The organism is Streptomyces rhizoryzae (assembly GCF_023155275.1).
Taxonomy (GTDB): Bacteria; Actinomycetota; Actinomycetes; order Streptomycetales; family Streptomycetaceae; genus Streptomyces; species Streptomyces rhizoryzae.
The window spans coordinates 23992-41902 of record NZ_JALMUV010000028.1 but is presented as its reverse complement, the minus strand read 5'-3'; the positions used below and the strand labels follow the sequence as shown (position 1 = coordinate 41902).

Below are 17911 nucleotides of genomic sequence, written 5' to 3'. Positions count from 1 at the left end.
CTCTTCGGTCACGTCCGCTCCTGTCTCCCCATGGGTCACGCGCGGCCCATCGTAGGCGGCGGTGATCAGGCGGCGCCGGGGTTTGCGGGGGCGGGGGCGAGGTCCGTCCAGTGGACGGTGCGGTCGCACCAGCGGTGCAGGAGGGTGCGGTCGTGGCCGACGGCGAGCACGCCGGCACCGGTCTCGCGGCGGTAGGTCTCGACGACGGCCACCAGGGCGGCGGTGGTGGAGGCGTCCAGCATCGCGGTCATCTCGTCGCAGATCAGCCAGCGGGGGCGCAGGACGAGGGCGCGGGCCAGGCAGGCGCGTTGCAGCTGGCCGTCACTGACCTCGTGCGGGCGGCGGGTGAGCAGGTCGCCGCCGAGGCCGACCAGGGGCGCCAACTCGTCCAGCCGGGAGGCGACTTCGGCCGGGCGGCCGGTGGCGCGGAGGGGTTCGGCGATCAGGTCGGCGAGCCGCAGTCGGGGGTCGGCGGAGAGCCGGGGCTGCTGGAAGAGGACGCCGAAGGCGGTGCGCTGGGCGCGGGGTGCCCGGTGGCGCCAGCCGCGGGCGGGGGTGCCGTCCAGGACGACGGTGCCGGCGTCGGGGCGGTGGAGCAGGGCGGCGACCCGGGCGAGGGTGGACTTGCCGCAGCCGCTGGGGCCGAGCAGGCCGACCGCCTCGCCGGGGGCGAGGGTGAGGGAGACGCCGCGCAGGACGGGCGTGCGGCGGTCGTAGCCGGCGATGATGTCACGCAGTTCGAGCATGGTCGGTCTCCCTGTCGGGCGGCACCGGGTGGTGGCAGGCGACGCCGTCGCGGAGTGCGGGGGGCGTGGCGCAGGCGGGGGTGGCGCGGTCGCAGCGGGCGGCGAAGGCGCAGCCGGGCGGCAGGGCGCCGAGTTCGGGCGGCATGCCGGGGAGGGGGGTGAAGGCACGGTCGGGCAGGGCGTCGAGGAGGGCACGGGCGTAGGGGTGGCGGGGGCCGGGGGTGCCGAAGAAGCGGCGGGCGTCGGCGAGTTCGACGATGCGGCCGGCGTACATCACGGCGACCCGGTCGGCGATGCGTTCGGCGGCCGCCAGGTCGTGGGTGATCATCAGCAGGGCGTGGCCGGCCCGGGTGTGCCGGCGGAGTTCGTCGGTGGTGCGGTCCACCAACTCGCGGTCGAGGCCGGTGGTCGGTTCGTCGGCGAGCAGCAGCGGGGCGTCGCCGGCCAGGGCGAGGGCGGTGGCGGCGCGCTGGGCGAGGCCGCCGGAGAGCTGGTGGGGGTAGCGGTCGAGGTGGTCTGCGGGGAAGGCGGCGCGGGCGGCGGTGCGGACGGCGGCCGCCCGCAGTGCGGTGCCGCGCGGGGTTCCGGTCAACTCCCGCACCGTTTCCTCCAGTTGGGAGCGGACGGTGCGGACGGGGGTGAGGTGGGCGGCGGGGCTCTGCGGGATGAGGCCGATGCGGCGGCCGCGGACCGTGCGGGCCAGTTCGGCTTCGGGGGCGGTGAGCAGGTCGGTGCTGCCGTGGCGGTCGGTGAGGCGGGCGGTGCCGGTGGCCTCGGCGTTGCCGGGCAGCAGGCCGAGGAGGGCCGAGGCGAGGACGGATTTGCCGCAGCCGCTCTCGCCGACGAGGACGAGGCAGCTGCCGGGGGCGAGGTCGAAGGCGGCGTCGGTGACGGCGGCGACGGACCGGCCGCGGGGCATCCGGAAGCGGACGGTCAGGCCGCGGACGGTGAGCAGGGGCGCGGGGGCGGGGTCGGCGGCGGTCACAGCGTGAGCTCCGATCGGCGGCGGGGGTTGAGCCGTTCCCGCCAGGCGCCGGCCAGGCCCGCGACGGCGAGGGTGGGGACGATGAGGAAGAGGCCGGGGAAGAGGGTGGGCCACCAGTCGCCGGCGAGCAGGGAGCTGCGGGCGGCGTTGGCCATGATGCCGAGGCTGGCCTCGTGGGCGGGCAGGCCGAGGCCGAGGAAGGACAGCGCGGATTCGTGCCAGATGGCGTGCGGCACCATCAGGACGGCGGCGAGGCCGGCCTGCGGCAGGACGGCGGGCAGCAGGTGGCGGACGGTGATCCGCCACCGGGAGGCGCCGCCGGTCAGGGCGGCGTCGAGGTAGGGGCGGGAGCGCAGGGAGAGGACTTCGGCGCGGACGATCCGGGCGGTGGACAGCCAGTGGGTGAGTGCCACGGAGAGGATCACGGGCCAGACGCCGGGCCGGAACATGGCGACGATGAAGATGCCGAGCAGCAGGTGCGGTACGGAGGAGAAGAGGTCGACCAGGCGCATGACGGTGCGGTCGGCGGCGCCGCCGAGGGCGCCGGCCAGGGCGCCGACGGCGGTGCCGGCGACGGTGGCGGTCAGGGCGGCGACGACGCCGACGAGGAGGGAGACCCGCAGGCCGTAGACGCAGCGGAGCAGCAGGTCGCGGCCGACCTCGTCGGTGCCGAAGGGGTGGGCGGCGGACGGCGGCCGGAGTTTGCCGGCCAGGTCGACGGCCTGCTGGTCCAGGGGGAACAGCAGCGGGACGAGGAGGACGGCGAGGACGAGGGCGGCCAGGACGGCGGCGGAGGCCCGCAGGCGCAGGGTGTGGCGGGCGCCCGCGGCGCGGCGGGCGCGGGCGCGGGGTGCGGGGGCGGTGGTGCTAGCCATCGAAGCCCACTCTGGGGTCGGCGAGTCCGTACAGCAGGTCGGAGAGCAGGTTGCCGGCCAGGACTGCGGCGGTGGCCAGGGCGGTGAGCGCGGCCAGCAGCGGGAAGTCGACGCTTGTGGCGGCCTGGACGGTGGCGGCGGCGATGCCGGGCCAGCTGAAGACGGTCTCCACCAGGAGGGCGCCGGTGATGAGTTCGGGGACCCGGGAGCCGATCAGGGTGAGGACGGGCAGGAGTCCGGCGCGCAGCGCGTGGTGCCGCAGGACGGTGCGTTCGCGCAGGCCGCGGGCGCGGGCGCCGCGTACGGGGTCCTCGTCGAGGGCGTCGGCGACGCCCTGCCGGACGTAGAGGACGAACCACGGGAGCTGGGAGGTGGCCAGGACGAGGACGGGCAGGGCGAGGTGGCGGGCGATCTGGCCGGCGGTGGCGGTGGCGCTGCCGGTGTCGGTGAGGCCGCCGGCGGGGAGGATGCCGAGCTGGAGGGCGCCGAGCCAGACCGCGAGGAGGCCGAGCCAGTAGGGCGGGGCGGCTTCGAGGACGTAGGCGGTGGCGGTGACGGCGCGGTCGAGGAGGCCGCCGCGGCGGCGGGCGGCCAGGACGCCGAGGGCGGTGCCGGCGGCCACGGCGAGGGTGAAGGCGAGGGCGCACAGCAGGACCGACCAGCCGAGGCGTTCGCCGATGACCTGGGAGACCGGGGCGCGCAGGGCGGCGGAGTCGCCGAGGTCGCCGGTGAGGGCGTGGGTGAGCCAGTCCCACCAGCGGCCGAGCAGGGGGCGGTCGGCGCCGAGGTTGTGGCGGATCTGGTCGAGGTTCTCCTGGGAGGCGGTGAGGCCGGCGGTGCCGGCGTAGGCGCGGACCGGGTCGAACGGGGAGGCGGCGGCGATCGCGAAGACCCCGAGGGTGACGGCGAGGAGGACGGGCACGGCGGTCAGGGCGCGCCGGGCCGCCATCCGCGCCATCGGTCCCCAGGGGAGGGCGGCCAGGGGGTGGCGGGTGGTCACGTGGCGGGCTGCCAGTCCTCGACGTTCCACCAGGGGCCGGAGGCCAGGCCGTGGTCGTGCGGTTCGACCTGGGTGGTGAGGTGCTGCCAGCGGTCGTCGGTCACGTAGAGGTGGTCGACGTGGGTGAGGAAGAGGTAGGCGGGGTCCTTGGCGAGTTCGCGCTGGACGGCGTCGTAGGCGGCCTTGCGGGCGTGCCGGTCGTCGGTGCGGCGGGCCGCGACGAGCTGGGCGTCGACGGTGGGGTGGCGTACCGGGACATGTTGTTGAAGCCGTCGCCGGCGAGGGAGGAGTGCAGGAGGAGGTACTGGTCGAAGTCGGGGTCGGCGGGGCTGCCGCCGCCGGCGAGGACGGCGTCCTGCTTCATGCGGGGTTCGATGGCTTCCCAGGTGCCGGATTCGACGGTGACCTCGATGCCGGCCTTCTTGGCGTCGGAGGCGAAGGCGAGGGCGTGTTCCTGGCGGAGTTTGTCGCCGGAGAGGTACCAGAGGGTGAAGGCGGCGCGCCGGCCGTCCTTGGCGCGGATGCCGTCGGGGCCCTTCGTCCAGCCGGCGTCGTCGAGGAGGCGTTGGGCCTTGTTCGGGTCGTGGGGGCGTTCGGTGCCCTTGGCGAACCAGGGGCTGTCGGTGGGCACCGGCCCGTAGGCGGGCTTGCCGGCGCCGCTGAGGATGCCCTTGACCATGGCCTGGCGGTCCACGGCGAGGTCCAGGGCCTGCCGGACGGCGCGGTCGGCGGTGACGGGGTTGGCGGTGGGGAGGGTGACGTTGCGGTAGTCGAAGGTCGTGGCGGCGAGGGTGGTGCGGTGCTTGTCGCCCTTGAAGGTGGCGGCGAGTTCGGGCGGGAGGATGGCGCCGTCGAGGTCGCCGGAGCGCAGCCGGGTGGCGCGGACGTCGTCGTCCTTGATGATCGCCATGGTGAGGTGCTTGACCTTGGGTACGCCGCCCCAGTAGTGGGGGTTGGCGGTGAAAGTGAGCTTCTCGCCCTTGGACCAGGCGGTGAGGGTGTAGGGGCCGGTGCCGACGGGGTGGGTGGTGAAGGAGCCGGTGTTGACGTCCTGCGTGCCGGCGATGTGGCGGGGGGCGATGGGCAGGACGGTGCGCTCGGCGAAGGGGGCGTAGGGGTACTTGAGGTGGAAGACGACGGTGTGGTCGTCCTTCTTCTCGACCTTCTCCAGGGCGTCGAGTTCGGCCTTGGAGGCGTTGTTGGTCTTCTCGTCGAGGATGGTGTCGTAGGTGAAGACCACGTCGTCGGCGGTGAAGGGGGTGCCGTCGCTGAAGGTGACGCCCTTGCGGAGGGGGTAGGTGTAGGTGGTGCCGCCGTCGGTGACGGTGGGGAGGGCGGCGGCGAGGGCGGGCTTGAGGCGCATCTGCGCGTCGTGGGTGAGCAGCCCGTCGAAGATCTTGGAGTTGCCGTCCTTGCCGTAGCCGAGGAGCGGGCTGAGGGTTTCCGGTTCGTAGGCGATGCCGACGACGGCGGTGTCGGCGGGTTTGCCGCTGCCCCGGCCGGTGTCGGGGGCGGCGCAGGCCGCCGCGGTGAGCGCCAGGGTGGCCGCCAGCGCCGTGGTGGCGCCTCGCCGTATGGACCGGGACGTCATGCCCCACCCTTCTTGAAGATCGACTGTTGTTGCGCATCGCTCGCAGGAGCGGTTGCCATTAAAACAGTCGTAAAGGTGTGGTCATGAACCGGTCCCGGGTGGCCCCGGTGTGCTTCGGGGGCCGGGGCTCCCGGGACCGGGCCGGGCGGCGGCGGGGCCGGCGGGGTGTCAGGGGGCGCCGGTGACCAGCTTCAGGCCCCACTTCCGCAGCGGCTCGCCGACCGGCTGGAAGATGGTGACGGTGTCCCCGCCGATGTCGCAGGTCGCCGCGCCGCCGCCGGAGTGCACCCCGACGGCCTTCGGGGCGCCGGGCTGGGAGACGTACGAACCGCCCGAATCCCCCGCCGCGGAGCAGGCGTTGGTGAAGGAGAGTCCGGAGATGACGGTGGTGCCGTAGTCCACGGTCTGGTCGGTGCGGGTGATCTCCCCGCAGTGCCAGCCGCTGGTCTGACCCGAGTGGCAGATCGACATCCCGACGATGCCCTCCTGCGTGCCGGTGACGGCGACCGGACTGCCGCCCTGGCCGGCCACCGCCGGACTCAGCTGCCAGCCGGGCTGGTCGACGGCGACCAGCCCGAAGTCGCCCTCGAAGGCGTTGACGCTGTGCGTACCGCCGGGGTTGGAGGTGCCCAGGCGGCTGCCGTCCTTGCCGAACGCCGGCTGGTTGGCCTTCAGCGTGCAGTGGCCGGCGGTCAGAAAGCCCCGGAAGGCGCCGGGGCCGGTCACCGAGAAGCCGATCGAGCAGATCCCGTCGGCGCCCGGCATCCAGCGCTCCCCGCCGATGACCGTGCCGTTCTGCTGGCGCGGCGCCTGGTCGCTGCGCTCGACGGTGACCGGGACCCGCGCCCGGACCGCGATCCGCCGGACGTCGCCCTCGAAGCCCGCGGTGCGCCGGGTGCGGGTGGCCCGGTCGACCCGCACCACCACGCCGTTGGCGCGTTCGTCGATGCCCCAGCCGGTGACGCCCGGTACGCCCCGGCCGGCCCGTTCGGTGATCCGCCGCACCACCGCGCGCAGCGCCGCCCGGTCGTGCCGGACGGTCTTGGGCACCGCGCCGGCGGCCCGGACCCGGCGGGCGTCGGCCGGGCCGGTGACCGCGACGACCAGCCGGCCGGACGCCTTGTCGAACCACATCCCGGCCGGCGGCGCGGCCAGTGCCCGGCGGACCGCGAGGGCGGCGTGCTGCGCCTCGGCCTCCTGGGCGAGGCGGGTCCGGGCCTGGGCCGGGGAGAGTCCGAGGTCCCGGCGCATCGCGTCGAGCATGCCGCGCGGGGTGGGCCGGGGGCCGGGGCCGGACTGCGGCAGGGCCCGCGCCGGGCCGTTCGGGGCGACGGCCGCCAGCACGGCGGCCGCGGCCGCGCTCCAGAGCGCGGCCTTGCGAATGCGGCGTTCCATCGGGGGTCTCCTCGCGGTGTCGGGTACCCGCCCTCCGGCGCGGGCCGGACCGGGCGGGTGCAGGGGTCGGCCCTAGACGAGACTCCTGGACACCGCGGCGGGGGGCACGGGGAGCGCCCCCGGGCGGCGGGGCGGCGGTCCCCGGCCGGCCGGTCCCAAGTCCCCGCCGTGCGCGGCCCGGTCAGGCGCCCGGCGCCGCCCCGGGCACCGCGCAACGTCCCCTGCTCGGCCGCCCGCCATCCGGGAGCGGGGCCACCTGAATGACCGTCAGGGTGGCTGCGGCGGCGGCCCCGGGCACGGTGACGCCCCCGGGGGCGGGACCGGGGGCGTCACCGTACGGGGCGCGGGGCGGCGGGGTCGGGGGCGGGCAGGGGGCGCGGAGCCGCACGGGGTGTGCCTCAGGGGCGGACGCGGGGCCGGGCGCGGGGGCCGGACGGGGCGCACCCGAGGACCTGGCACGGGGCCGGGCGCGAGGGCCGGACGGGCTGCGCCTCAGCACCGGGCGCCAGGCCGGGCACGGACCGCGGGCGCGGGCGCAGCGGGTTCAGAAGCCGCCGCCGAAGCCCCCGTCGCCGCCGCCCCCGAAGTCGCCGCCGTCGCCGAAACCGCCGCCGTCGCTGAAACCGCCGCCGAAGCCACCGGGGTCGAAGTCCGCGCCGGTGACGTCGCCGCCGTCCGGGCCACCGTAGCCGCCGAGGTCGGCGCCGTACGCGGGGGTGGTGAGCATCAGGTGGCCGAGCACGGTGCCGGCCAGCAGCCCCGGGAGCAGGCCGCCGCCGAAGTAGCCGCCGGCCCAGGGGGCGTAGGCGGGGCCGGCGTCCCAGTAGGGGCGGTCGCCGTAGGGGGTGCGGACCGTGCGGGCCAGCGGTTCGCGGCCGTCGTCCAGGCGGGCCCGGTCGGCGGCGCAGACCGGGACGGTGCGCTCGGCGCCGCCGGGCGGCGCCCAGACCGCGTCGGTGACCGAGGGGCCGTGCCGGGGGTCGAAGAAGCACGGCAGCCGGCGCTCCGGCAGCGGCCGGCCGGCGCGGCGCGCGGCGAGGGTGGCGAGTGCGAAGCGGCCCTCCTCCAGCCGGCTGGTCACGGCCCGCACGTCGCCGGGGTGCCGGGCGGCGGCCATCGCGGACTTGGCCTCCTCGTAGGCGTCCAGGGCGCGGGCGTAGTCGGCGCGCATCGCGTCGTCGGCGCCGGGCTCGCCCGGGTCGAAGTCCAGCCGGTCCAGTTCCTCGCCGAAGGCGGTGATGTCCTCGTCGACCACCACCCGCAGCTCCTCCAGGGCGGCGCGCTCCTCCTCCGCGCGGCGGCGGCGGTTGCGGCGGGCGAGGGCGTAGGCGCCGCCGCCCCCGACGGCGATCAGTACGCCGAGGCCGACGGCGGTGCCGGTGCCGAAGCCGCCACCGGTGCCGCCCCAGGAGGCCGGGGCGTGGCCGTGGGCCTCGGTGAGGGCGGTGTCGACGAAGCTGTTGACGCGTTCGCCGGTGGTCGGGTACTGGGAGCGCTTGACGGCGCCGACGAGGTTCTGGACGGCGGTGCGCGGCATCACCCGGGGGTCGGCGCCGGCGTTGAAGCCGCCACCCAGCTCGACGGCGTAGACGCCGCTGATGCCGACCTTGGTGCGCAGGTCGCGCAGGAGGGTCGCGGGCGGGTAGTCGGGGGTGCGGGGCAGGACGGCGACGAAGACCGGTTTGCCGGCGTCCTTGATCTTCCGGGCCAGCGCGTCCGCCTGACTGGCCGAAAACTGACCCGAGGCGCGGGGGTCGACGTAGACCGGCCCCTTGCGCAGGGCGGCCGCCGCCTCGTCCAGTCCTCCCACCGCGTGCGCGCCGGGAGCGACCGCGGTGGCCAGCGCGAGGAGGGCCGCCAGGAGCAGCAGCACCGGTCCGATCAGCACACGGCGGGTCGCGGTCGTCATGGCTCCGACGCTACCCGAACCGCACTTTCCGGACATCCTCGGCGCTTTACGGATTCTTTACCGGCGGGCCGGGGGCGGCGGGGAGTATCCGCCCGCGCGCCGGCCCTGTCGCGCCGGGGCTGGCCATGCAGGTGGTCGCCGGGCGCGGCTTTTTGATGATCAAGGTCGCCGGGGATGTTCCGGCTCGTCCCTCCCCCCGAGGAAAGGAGGACGCGATGGGCAGGGTCGCCGAGACGGCCAACTCCCTCGCCATCGCCGTCGCCGCCACCGCGGTCGGCTGCACGCTGGTCCTCGAACTGGCCCCCACCCGCTCCGGAGCGGAGCAGCCCGCCGCCCCCGCCCCCGCCGCCGCCCGCCCGGCCACTGCGGGCCGCGCCGCGGTCACCGGCCCCGGCCGGCCCGGCCCGGCCGCGCGCGCCGCGATCACCTCCCTGGGCTCCGCGGCGGTCCGCGCCCAGGGCCCGCGGCCCGGCGCGCCGCTCCCCCGGCCCGGCGGCCGGCCGGCGGCCGGGCGGATCCGGGTCCTGGGCCCGGCCGGCCCGGCGGCCCTGCGGGCGAACGGCAGCTTCCCGGTCGCCTGGACCAACACCACCGGCACCGATGTCGACGTGTGGCTGAACGCCGCCGCGGGCCGGGGCCGCATACAGCGGCTGGCGCTGGTCTCCCCGCGGGCCGGCGCCGGGCGGGCCGGCGAGGCGCTCGTGACCCTGCCCGCGGTGCCGCCCGGCCCGGTGTACGCCCTGGAGGTGGCCGCCGGCAACGGCACCACCCGCGCCTTCAGCCGGCCGTTCGCGGTCACCGGCTGACCGGGCCGCCCGCCGACGGCCCGGTGCGCCGCCGGGCTACGGCGCGGGCAGACCGACCGGAGCGGCCAGTGCCTCCCGGTGGCGGCCCGGTGTGCCGAGGGCGAGTTCGTCGCTCTTGGCCCGCTTGAGGAAGAGGTGGACCGGGTGCTCCCAGGTCATGCCGATGCCGCCGTGCAGCTGGAGGCACTCCTCGGCGGCCCGCACCGCCACCGGCGCGCAGTACGCCTGGGCCACCGCGACCGCCACCGGGGCGTCCGGGGTACCGCCGGCCAGCGCGTCGGCGGCGTTGCGGGCCACCGCCCGGGCCGAGGCGAGGTCCAGCCACAGCGCGGCCATCCGGTGCTTGAGCGCCTGGAACGACCCGACCGGGCGGCCGAACTGGGTGCGTTCGCGGGTGTACCGCACAGTTTCGGCCAGGCACCATTCGGCGAGGCCGAGCTGTTCCGAGGCGAGCAGTCCGGCGCCGGTGAGCAGGGCGCGGTCCACGGCGGCCCGCGCCCGGTCCCCGGCGGCCAGCAGCCGGCCGGGAGCCCGGTCGAGGGCGAGGTGGGCAAGCGGCCGGGTCAGGTCGAGCGGGGTGACCGGCTCGGTGCGCACCCCGTCCGCCGCGGCGTCCACCGCGTACAGCGCCGGCCCGTCCGGGCCCAGGGCGGGGACGAGCAGCAGACCGGCGCCGGCGGCGTCGGCGACCGAGGTGACCCGGCCGGTGAGCGCGCCGGCGCGGTCCGCGCGGACGGTGGGCGGGCCGGCCGCGCCGGGCGCCGCGGTCAGCGGGACAGCGAGGGCGCCGGTGGTGCGGCCGGCGGCGAGCCCGGCGAGCGGGCCGGCCACCTCCGGGCGGGCGGGGTCGCAGCCCAGCAGCGCGGTCACCGCGAGGACCGCGCTGGTCAGGTACGGGACCGGCGCCACCGCACGGCCCAGTTCCTCCAGGACCACGGCGGTCTCCCGGGGGCCGGCGCCCTGCCCGCCGAGGTGTTCGGGGACCAGCAGTCCGGCCGCGCCGATCTCCCCGGTCAGGGCCTGCCACAGGGCGCTGTCGTACGGGCGGCCGCTCTCCAGGGAGGCGAGCACCGTGGCCGGAGCGCAGCGGTCGGCGAGCAGGGCCCGTACCGCGGCGCGCAGGGCTTCCTCCTCGTCGGAGTACAGCAGGTCCGGCTCGGCGGCCGGGGGCGCCTGGGTCATCGGGGGAGGTCCTTCCACGCGACGTCCTTGTCGGTGCGCGGCTCGGACGGCAGGCCCAGGACGCGCTCGGCGACGATGTTGAGCAGCACTTCGGAGGTGCCTCCCTCGATGGAGTTCCCCTTGGCGCGCAGATAGCGGTAGCCGGCCTCGCGGCCGGTGAAGTCGACGCCCTCGGGGCGGCGCAGCGTCCAGTCGTCGTAGGTGAGCCCGTCCTCGCCGCGGAACTCCACCTCCCAGCCGCTGATCCGCTGGGCGAGCCGGGCGAACGCCAGCTTCATGCCGCTGCCTTCGGGCCCCGGCTGCCCCTGGGACAGCTGCTGGCGCAGCCGTTCGCCGGTGAGGCGGGCGGCCTCGGCCTCCACCCACAGGGTCAGCAGCCGCTGGTGCAGGTCGTGGGTGCGCAGTTCGGGGTGGTCGCGCCAGGCGGCCGCGGCGACGCCGATCATGCCGCCCTCGCGCGGGAGGCGGGCGCCGCCGATGGCGACCCGTTCGTTCATCAGGGTGGTCCGGGCGACCTGCCAGCCGTCGCCGACCGCGCCGAGGCGGTGCGCGTCGGGGATCCGCACGCCGGTCAGGAACACCTCGTTGAACTCCGCCTCGCCGGTGATCTGGCGCAGCGGCCGCACCTCGACGCCGGGGGCGGTCATATCGCACAGGAAGTACGTCAGGCCGCGGTGCTTGGGGACGGCCGGGTCGGTGCGGGCGACCAGGATCGCCCAGCGCGCCAGGTGGGCGCTGGACGTCCAGACCTTCTGGCCGTCCACCACCCAGTCCCCGTCGCCGTCGCGGACCGCGCGGGTGGCGAGCGCGGCCAGGTCGGATCCGGCACCCGGTTCGCTGAAGAGCTGGCACCACACCTCCTCGCCGGTCCACAGCGGCCGCAGGAAGCGCTTCTTCTGCGCGTCGGTGCCGTAGCGGAGGAGGGTGGGGGCGGCCATGCCGAGGCCGATGCCGATCCGGCCGGGGTCGTTGCCGGGGGCACCGGCGGCGGCCAGTTCGGCGTCCACGACGGCCTGGAGGGCGCGCGGGGCGTCCAGTCCGCCGAGGCCGGCGGGGAAGTGCACCCAGGCCAGGCCGGCGTCGAAGCGGGCGCGCAGGAAGTCCAGCCGGCCGGTGGTGGCCGGCGGGTGCGCGGCGAGCAACTCCGCGGTGCGGCGGCGCAGTCCGGCGGCGTCGGTCATCGGACCGCCTCCGCGCCGGGCAGCACCACCAGGCGGCCGGTGGAGTCCCCGTCGGCGACCCGCTGGACGGCCTCGGCCGCGGCGGACAGCGGGAGCCGGCCGCCGATCAGCGGCCGGATCGCGCCCTGCCCGGCGAGCTTGGTCAGCTCCTCGTGGCAGGCGTCGACGGCGGCCGGGTCGTGGGTGGTGTACAGGCCCCAGTGCAGGCCGAGGATGGCGTAGTTCTTGACCAGGGCGTGGTTGAGGGCGGGGGTGGGGATGGTGCCGCCGGCGAAGCCGACGACGACGATCCGGCCCTCGAACGCGACGCACTTGGCGGACTTGGTGTAGGCGTCGCCGCCCACCGGGTCGTAGACCACGTCGGCGCCGCGGCCGCCGGTGGCGTCCTTGACGGCTGCGACGAGGTCGTCGGTGCGCCGGTCCAGGACCAGGTCGCAGCCCAGTTCCCGGGCGGTGCGGGCCTTTTCGGGGCCGCCCACGACGCCGATCACGCGGGCGCCGGCGGCCTTGCCGAGCTGGACCGCGGCGCTGCCCACCCCGCCGGCCGCGGCGTGCACCAGCAGCGTCTCGCCGGGCTGGAGCCGGGCCCGGCGGTGCAGGCCGAACCAGCCGGTCTGGTAGCCGATGTGGAGGGCGGCGGCCTCGGCGTCGTCCAGCGCCTCGGGGGCCGGACGGACGGTGTCGGCGCCGGCCACGGCCAGTTCGGCGAAGCCGCCGCCGGGCAGCGGCGGCTGGGCCAGGACGCGGGTGCCCGGGACGGCGCCGGTGCCCTCGCCGGCGGCCACGACCTCTCCGCAGATCTCCACGCCGGGGGTGAACGGGAGCGGCGGCCGGACCTGGTACTGACCCCGGCACAGCAGCGCGTCGGGGAAGTTGACGCCCGCGGCCCGTACCCGCAGCAGCAGCTGGCCCGGGCCGGGCTGCGGGTCGGGCACCTCCTCCAGCCGCATCACCGCTCGCGGTTCACCGTTCGCGTGTACCCGCCATGCCTTCACCTGGTGCCTCCACAGACGTGCGTCGTTCGGCCGGTGCGGGGCCGGGCGCGGCCCCCGCCACGGCGCATACTAAGCGGTCGGTATCCGCCGGGGAACAGTTCCGGCCGCACCCGCCCGGAGGGTGTGCGGGCCGGCCCGGACGCCGCCGGGCGGGAGCCTGCCAACGGCAGGGGCAGGCAGCCGGGCCGCCCCGTGCCGCACACTGGCGGGCATGGACACACCCGCCACCGGCCCCTCGGCACTGGGGGACTTCCTGCGCACCCGCCGCGCCCGGCTCCAGCCGGAGGACGCCGGCCTGGTCTCCTACGGGGCGCGCCGCCGGGTCCCCGGGCTGCGCCGCGAGGAGCTCGCCCAGCTCGCCGGCGTCAGCGTCGCCTACTACACCCGGCTCGAACAGGGCCAGAGCCACAACGCCTCGGAGGGTGTGCTGGACGCGCTGGCCCGCGCGCTCCGGCTGACCCCAGACGAGCAGACGCACCTGCGCGAACTGGCCCGCCCGGCGCGGGCCAAGCGCCGTCCCGCGGTGCGCCCGGAGAAGGCCAGGCCCGGGATGCGGCAGCTGCTCACGGCCATCGGGGGCGTGCCGGCCGTCGCCCTCGGGCCGCGCTTCGAGATCCTGGCCTGGAACGGGCTCGGCCACGCCCTGATCGCCGGCCACCTGGATCCCGGGAGCCCCTACCGCCCCCTGGACCGGCCCAACGCCCAGCGGCTGCTGTTCCTCGACCCGCACACCCGGGAGCTGTACCCGGACCGCGAGGAGGAGACCCGGCGCGCCGTCGCCGCGCTGCGGGTGACCGCCGGACAGCGCCCCGACGACCAGCAACTGGCCGAGCTGATCGGTGAGTTGTCGATGAAGAGCACCGAGTTCAGCGCGCTGTGGTCGCGGCACGCGGTCAGCAACTGCACCTTCGGCACCAAGCGGTTCCACCATCCGCTGGTCGGGGAGCTGACCCTGGACTTCGAGATGTTGCAGACGCCGGACGGCTCCGGCCAGGGCGTGCTGGTCTACACCGCGCCCGAGGGCTCGCCGTCCGCCGCCGCGCTACGCCTGCTGGCCGCGGAACGCCGCCCAGACGCCCGGGTCCTCGAACCCGAGCGCCCATAGCCCCGCCCCGCGCACCCCGTACGCGGCGAGCAGCGGCAGCTGCGCCCGGACGCCCCGGGCGTCCTGGTACCACACCTCGTGCCGCCGGCCGTCCCGCACGTAGCGGAAGTGCGGGGTGCCGGCGGCCGCGTCGAAGGCGTACGGGGCGCCCACCCGTTTCCGCAGCGCCTCGGCCTCGTGCCAGGTCAGGTGGGTCGCGCGCCGGCCGCTGCCGGGCACCCAGTCCCAGCCGTAGCCGGGGAAGGCCAGTTCGATGCGGTTCCGGGGGATCTCGGCGGTGGCCCGGCGCAGGATCTCGGCGTACCACCGCGTGGTCGCCAGCGGGCCCGGCTCCCCCAGGGACCAGTGCAGGTCGTAGCCCATGAACCGCACCGTGTCGGCGCGGGCGCCGAGCGCGCGGTAGTCGAAGGCCGCCCCGGCGCCGCGGATCCGCGGCATGACCGTGACCACGCAGGTCCGGCCGCTGCGGTGGAGCCGGCCGCACAGCTCGGCGACGAGCGCGGGGTAGCCGGTGCGGACCCGGGCCCGGTCCGCGGTGCTGCCGGTCACCGCCATGGTCTCGTAGTCCAGGTCGAGACCGTCGTAGCCGGCGCGCTCGACCAGGGCCGCCAGGGCGTCCACGTGGGCCCGGCGGCGCGCCGGGTCGTGCAGCACCTCCCCCATCGCCGCGGCGCCCAGCGTCTCGGTGACCGTCGGGACGACCTTGAGGCCCGCCCGGCGCAGCCCCGCCGCGAGGTCCGCGCGGACCGCGCCCGGCCGCCCGGTCACCGTCCGCTCCCCGGTCGCCTCGTACCAGAACGGGCTGACCGTGCCGAGCAGCCCGGCGTGCGCCACCGCGTCCCGGTAGGCGCCGTCGACGTCGCCCCAGAACGGCAGCCAGGCCGACACCGTCCGCCGCCCGGCGGCCCGTTCCGCCGCGGCCGCCCCGGACGCGGGCAGGGCGCCCGCCACCAGTACCGCGGCCAGCGCCAGTCCGCGCGCCCTTCGCCACCGTGCTCGTCCCATGCCCCGAGCTTCGCCCCGCCCGGCACCTGACGCACCATCAGCGCGGCCGAACGGCGGGTCCGCCCCGGGCTACTCCGCGCCGTCGAGCCGCCGCAGGAACCGGCGGGCCTGCCGTTCGGCCGTACCGGGCGGGTTCCGGGGGCGCGCGGGGTCGTCGTCCGCGAGGAGCGCGAGCCAGACCAGGGCGAGCAGGACGCGGCAGTCCCGCAGGCGGGCGGCCTCGGCCGGGGTGAGGGGGAAGCGGCGCAGGAACGCGGCGGTGTCGAAGGGGCGGGGCACCCAGGCGGAGACGTGCTCGACGAGTTCGGCGAGTTCGTAGGCGCGGTCGCTGCGGCCGGATTCCTCCAGGTCGACCACCCGGACGCGGTGGCCGTCCCAGAGGTAGTTGGCCGAGTTGCCGTCGCCGGCACCGAAGACGGGCGGGACGTTTGGCGGGAGGCCGGGCGGGGCGTCCGGTGCGCCGGGCGCGGCGGCGTCCAGCCAGTCCCGGCCGGCCCGCAGGGCGCGCCGCACCGCCGGGGCGAGCCGCCGGTCCGGCGTCCGCGCGTACCAGGCGCGCAGCCGCCGCACGGTCTCGTGCCGGTGGCCGGGGCGCAGGGGCAGCCGGGCCGGCACGGCGGGCGGGAGGGCGGTGTGGACGGCGCGGACGGCGGCGGCCCAGGCGGACAACTCCCGGTCGCCGAGCACCAGTTGGCGCAGCGGGACGCCGGGGAGCCTGGACATCACCAGGGTGAGCGGGGCGTCCGCCGCCGGGCCGCCCCCGTCCCGGGGGTCGCGCAGGACGGGGGCGAGGCCCGGGGCGTGGGTGGCGAGCAGGGTCAGGGCGCGCCGTTCGCGGGCGTGCGGGCCGGGGCCCTCGGCGGGGCGGAAGCGTTTGACGACCCGGTCGGGGTGGAGGGTGAGGTGGTGGGTGTGCCAGCGGGCCGCCCCGGTGGGCGGTGGGGGCGGCGTCCGGTCGGTGGTCACCGTCCGGACGGTGGCACGGGCCCCGGGCGGTGGCAAGGGGGCGGGTCAGCCGGGGACCGGCCGGGTGGCGGCCCGCTCCTCCGGTCCGCTCCGGACGACGCGGCCGGCGGCGAGCGCCTCGGCGAGGGTGAGGCGGTCCTCGGCGAGGGCGGTGCAGGTGGCGGTGTCCATGCGCAGCACGGCGTCGGGGCGGGGCGCGGGGCCGTCGGCGTAGCGGACGGCGGGGGCAGTGGGGCCGTCGGGGGCGGCGGGGGCCTCCGGCGGGTCGAGGACGAGGTGGAAGGTGCCCTCGTCGAGGACGACGTCGACGACGCGGACCGGGCCGCCGGCGAAGTGGCGGGCCAGGCGGGCCATCAGCGGGACCGCGAACCAGTGGGCGCGGACCGCGTCGGTGGGGCGCCGTTCGGTGAGGGCCGGGGCGCCCCAGTCGGCGAGGGCGGTGAGCGCGGGGAGCAGGGCGCGTCCGCGCGGGGTGAGCTCGTAGACGGAGGCGGCGGCGGGCGGGGCGAGGCGGCGGCGGGTGAGGAGCTTGTCGCGCTCCATGTCCTTCAGGCGGGAGGCGAGCATGTCGGTGCTGACGCCCGGCAGGTCGGCGTGCAGATCGGTGTAGCGCCGGGAGCCGCCGAGCAGCTCCCGGACGATCAGCAGCGTCCAGCGGTCGCCGACGGCGTCCAGGGCCCGGGCGACGGCGCAGTACTGGTCATAACTTCGGCGCGGCATGACACCAGCATAGATGTGTGGTTGGATTTTCCAAGTCCGTAGTGGGGAAATCCAAGTAATCCGTTCGGGCGCTGCCGCGTCCCGCGGTGGGTGCGTCAAGTGGGAGGTCGCCGCGTGCAGTTCAAGCAGTCCAGCAAGATGGCCGACGTCTGTTACGAGATCCGCGGGCCGGTGATCGCGCACGCGGACGCGCTGGAGGAGGCCGGCCACAGCGTGCTGCGGCTGAACACCGGCAACCCGGCGCTGTTCGGCTTCGAGTGCCCGGAGGAGATCCTCCAGGACGTGATGCGCAACCTCTCCCGCGCGCACGGCTACACCGAGTCCCGCGGGATCCGCTCGGCCCGCCGCGCGGTGGCCCAGCGCTACCAGGAGGCCGGGCTCGCGGACGTGGACGTGGACGACGTCTACCTCGGCAACGGTGTCTCCGAGCTGGTCTCCATGGCCGTGCAGGCGCTGGTGGACGACGGGGACGAGGTCCTCATCCCGGCGCCCGACTTCCCGCTGTGGACGGCGGTCACCAGCCTGGCCGGCGGCACCCCGGTGCACTACCTCTGCGACGAGTCCGCCGACTGGCTGCCCGACCTCGACGACCTGGCCGCGAAGATCACCGACCGGACCCGGGCCCTGGTCATCATCAACCCCAACAACCCCACCGGCGCGGTCTACCCGCGCGAGGTGCTGGAAGGGATGCTCGACCTGGCCCGCCGCCACCAGCTCATGGTGTTCGCGGACGAGGTCTACGACCGGATCCTCTACGACGACGCGGTCCACCACCACGCCGCGGTGCTCGCCCCGGACCTGGTCTGCCTGACGTTCAGCGGACTGTCCAAGGCGTACCGGGTGGCCGGCTTCCGCTCGGGCTGGCTGGTGGTCTCCGGCCCCAAGCAGCACGCCGCCGACTACCTGGAGGGCCTGGGCACCCTGGCGTCGATGCGGCTGTGCCCCAACGCGCCCGCGCAGTACGCGATCCAGGCGGCGCTGGGCGGCCGGCAGTCGATCGAGGACCTGGTGCTGCCCGGCGGCCGGCTGCGCGAGCAGCGCGACCGGGCCTGGGAGCGGCTCAACGAGATCCCGGGCGTCTCCTGCGTCAAGCCCAAGGGCGCACTGTACGCGTTCCCGCGCCTGGACCCGGCGGTCCACCCGATCCACGACGACGAGAAGTTCGTGCTGGACCTGCTGCTGCGGGAGAAGATCCAGGTCGTGCAGGGCACCGGATTCAACTGGCCGCGCCCGGACCACTTCCGCATCCTGACCCTGCCGCACGCCGACGACCTGGACGCCGCGATCAGCCGGATCGGGCGCTTCCTGGCCGGATACCGCCAGTAGGGCCGGCCGCCGGGGCCGGGCCGGGCGCCGCCGATCCGCCCGGCCCGGCCCCGGTCACCCGAACGGGCGTATTGATTTTTCACGCTCACCTCCCCCGTCCCACCTGCCCGGTCCCCGCCGCCGG

Annotated in this window: 15 protein-coding genes and 1 pseudogene; 3 read left to right on the top strand and 13 right to left on the bottom strand. The window is 76.6% G+C overall.

Annotated features, from left to right (window positions below):
• Nucleotides 1-65 precede the first annotated feature (65 nt).
• The 7 genes and pseudogenes from MUU72_RS21710 to MUU72_RS21680 form a co-directional block, all read right to left on the bottom strand.
• Entirely contained in the window at nucleotides 66-746 is a 681-nt protein-coding gene (locus MUU72_RS21710) for an ABC transporter ATP-binding protein (protein WP_248015012.1), read from the bottom strand.
• Nucleotides 730-1665, bottom strand: coding sequence for an ABC transporter ATP-binding protein (locus tag MUU72_RS21705; protein WP_248015062.1), 936 nt, complete (start codon nucleotides 1663-1665; stop codon nucleotides 730-732). The genes MUU72_RS21710 and MUU72_RS21705 overlap by 17 nt, the downstream gene beginning before the upstream one ends.
• Nucleotides 1666-1727: 62 nt before the next feature.
• Nucleotides 1728-2606: an ABC transporter permease gene (locus MUU72_RS21700; protein ID WP_248015011.1), complete on the bottom strand. Its 879-nt coding sequence runs from the start codon at nucleotides 2604-2606 to the stop codon at nucleotides 1728-1730.
• On the bottom strand, nucleotides 2599-3555 hold the full coding sequence (locus MUU72_RS21695) for an ABC transporter permease (protein ID WP_372503236.1): 957 nt from the start codon (nucleotides 3553-3555) through the stop codon (nucleotides 2599-2601). The genes MUU72_RS21700 and MUU72_RS21695 overlap by 8 nt, the downstream gene beginning before the upstream one ends.
• 47 nt (nucleotides 3556-3602) lie before the next feature.
• A pseudogene (locus MUU72_RS21690) lies at nucleotides 3603-5197 on the bottom strand (ABC transporter substrate-binding protein).
• 168 nt (nucleotides 5198-5365) lie between these two features.
• Complete coding sequence (locus MUU72_RS21685) at nucleotides 5366-6592, bottom strand: S1 family peptidase (RefSeq protein ID WP_248015010.1); 1227 nt, start codon at nucleotides 6590-6592, stop codon at nucleotides 5366-5368.
• Between the two features lie 544 nt (nucleotides 6593-7136).
• Nucleotides 7137-8501: a hypothetical protein gene (locus MUU72_RS21680; protein WP_248015009.1), complete on the bottom strand. Its 1365-nt coding sequence runs from the start codon at nucleotides 8499-8501 to the stop codon at nucleotides 7137-7139.
• A gap of 215 nt (nucleotides 8502-8716) precedes the next feature.
• On the opposite strand from MUU72_RS21680, the gene MUU72_RS21675 reads away from it, so the two are divergent.
• Nucleotides 8717-9307, top strand: coding sequence for a hypothetical protein (locus MUU72_RS21675; protein ID WP_248015008.1), 591 nt, complete (start codon nucleotides 8717-8719; stop codon nucleotides 9305-9307).
• A 36-nt stretch (nucleotides 9308-9343) separates the two neighbouring features.
• Here the strand turns inward: MUU72_RS21675 and MUU72_RS21670 are convergent, their stop codons facing one another.
• The 3 genes from MUU72_RS21670 to MUU72_RS21660 are packed head-to-tail and all read right to left on the bottom strand — an operon-like array spanning nucleotide 9344 to nucleotide 12665.
• On the bottom strand, nucleotides 9344-10489 hold the full coding sequence (locus tag MUU72_RS21670) for an acyl-CoA dehydrogenase family protein (RefSeq protein WP_248015007.1): 1146 nt from the start codon (nucleotides 10487-10489) through the stop codon (nucleotides 9344-9346).
• Nucleotides 10486-11670 carry an acyl-CoA dehydrogenase family protein gene (locus MUU72_RS21665; RefSeq protein WP_248015006.1) on the bottom strand — a complete coding sequence of 395 codons (1185 nt, stop codon included), beginning with the start codon at nucleotides 11668-11670 and terminating at the stop codon, nucleotides 10486-10488. The genes MUU72_RS21670 and MUU72_RS21665 overlap by 4 nt, the downstream gene beginning before the upstream one ends.
• On the bottom strand, nucleotides 11667-12665 hold the full coding sequence (locus tag MUU72_RS21660; protein WP_372503235.1) for an NADPH:quinone oxidoreductase family protein: 999 nt from the start codon (nucleotides 12663-12665) through the stop codon (nucleotides 11667-11669). The genes MUU72_RS21665 and MUU72_RS21660 overlap by 4 nt, the downstream gene beginning before the upstream one ends.
• A 211-nt stretch (nucleotides 12666-12876) precedes the next feature.
• Here MUU72_RS21660 and MUU72_RS21655 point away from each other — a divergent pair, with 211 nt between their 5' ends.
• Complete coding sequence (locus tag MUU72_RS21655) at nucleotides 12877-13770, top strand: helix-turn-helix domain-containing protein (protein WP_248015005.1); 894 nt, start codon at nucleotides 12877-12879, stop codon at nucleotides 13768-13770.
• Here the strand turns inward: MUU72_RS21655 and MUU72_RS21650 are convergent.
• The 3 genes from MUU72_RS21650 to MUU72_RS21640 form a co-directional block, all read right to left on the bottom strand.
• Complete coding sequence (locus tag MUU72_RS21650) at nucleotides 13708-14775, bottom strand: glycosyl hydrolase family 18 protein (protein ID WP_248015004.1); 1068 nt, start codon at nucleotides 14773-14775, stop codon at nucleotides 13708-13710. The genes MUU72_RS21655 and MUU72_RS21650 overlap by 63 nt on opposite strands.
• 69 nt (nucleotides 14776-14844) lie before the next feature.
• On the bottom strand, nucleotides 14845-15741 hold the full coding sequence (locus tag MUU72_RS21645; RefSeq protein WP_248015003.1) for a phosphotransferase: 897 nt from the start codon (nucleotides 15739-15741) through the stop codon (nucleotides 14845-14847).
• Nucleotides 15742-15786: 45 nt separating this feature from the next.
• On the bottom strand, nucleotides 15787-16461 hold the full coding sequence (locus MUU72_RS21640; RefSeq protein WP_248015002.1) for a winged helix-turn-helix transcriptional regulator: 675 nt from the start codon (nucleotides 16459-16461) through the stop codon (nucleotides 15787-15789).
• A gap of 114 nt (nucleotides 16462-16575) precedes the next feature.
• On the opposite strand from MUU72_RS21640, the gene MUU72_RS21635 reads away from it, so the two are divergent.
• Nucleotides 16576-17787 (top strand): pyridoxal phosphate-dependent aminotransferase, encoded by a 1212-nt coding sequence (locus MUU72_RS21635; protein WP_248015001.1) that lies wholly within the window; start codon nucleotides 16576-16578, stop codon nucleotides 17785-17787.
• Nucleotides 17788-17911 lie beyond the last annotated feature (124 nt).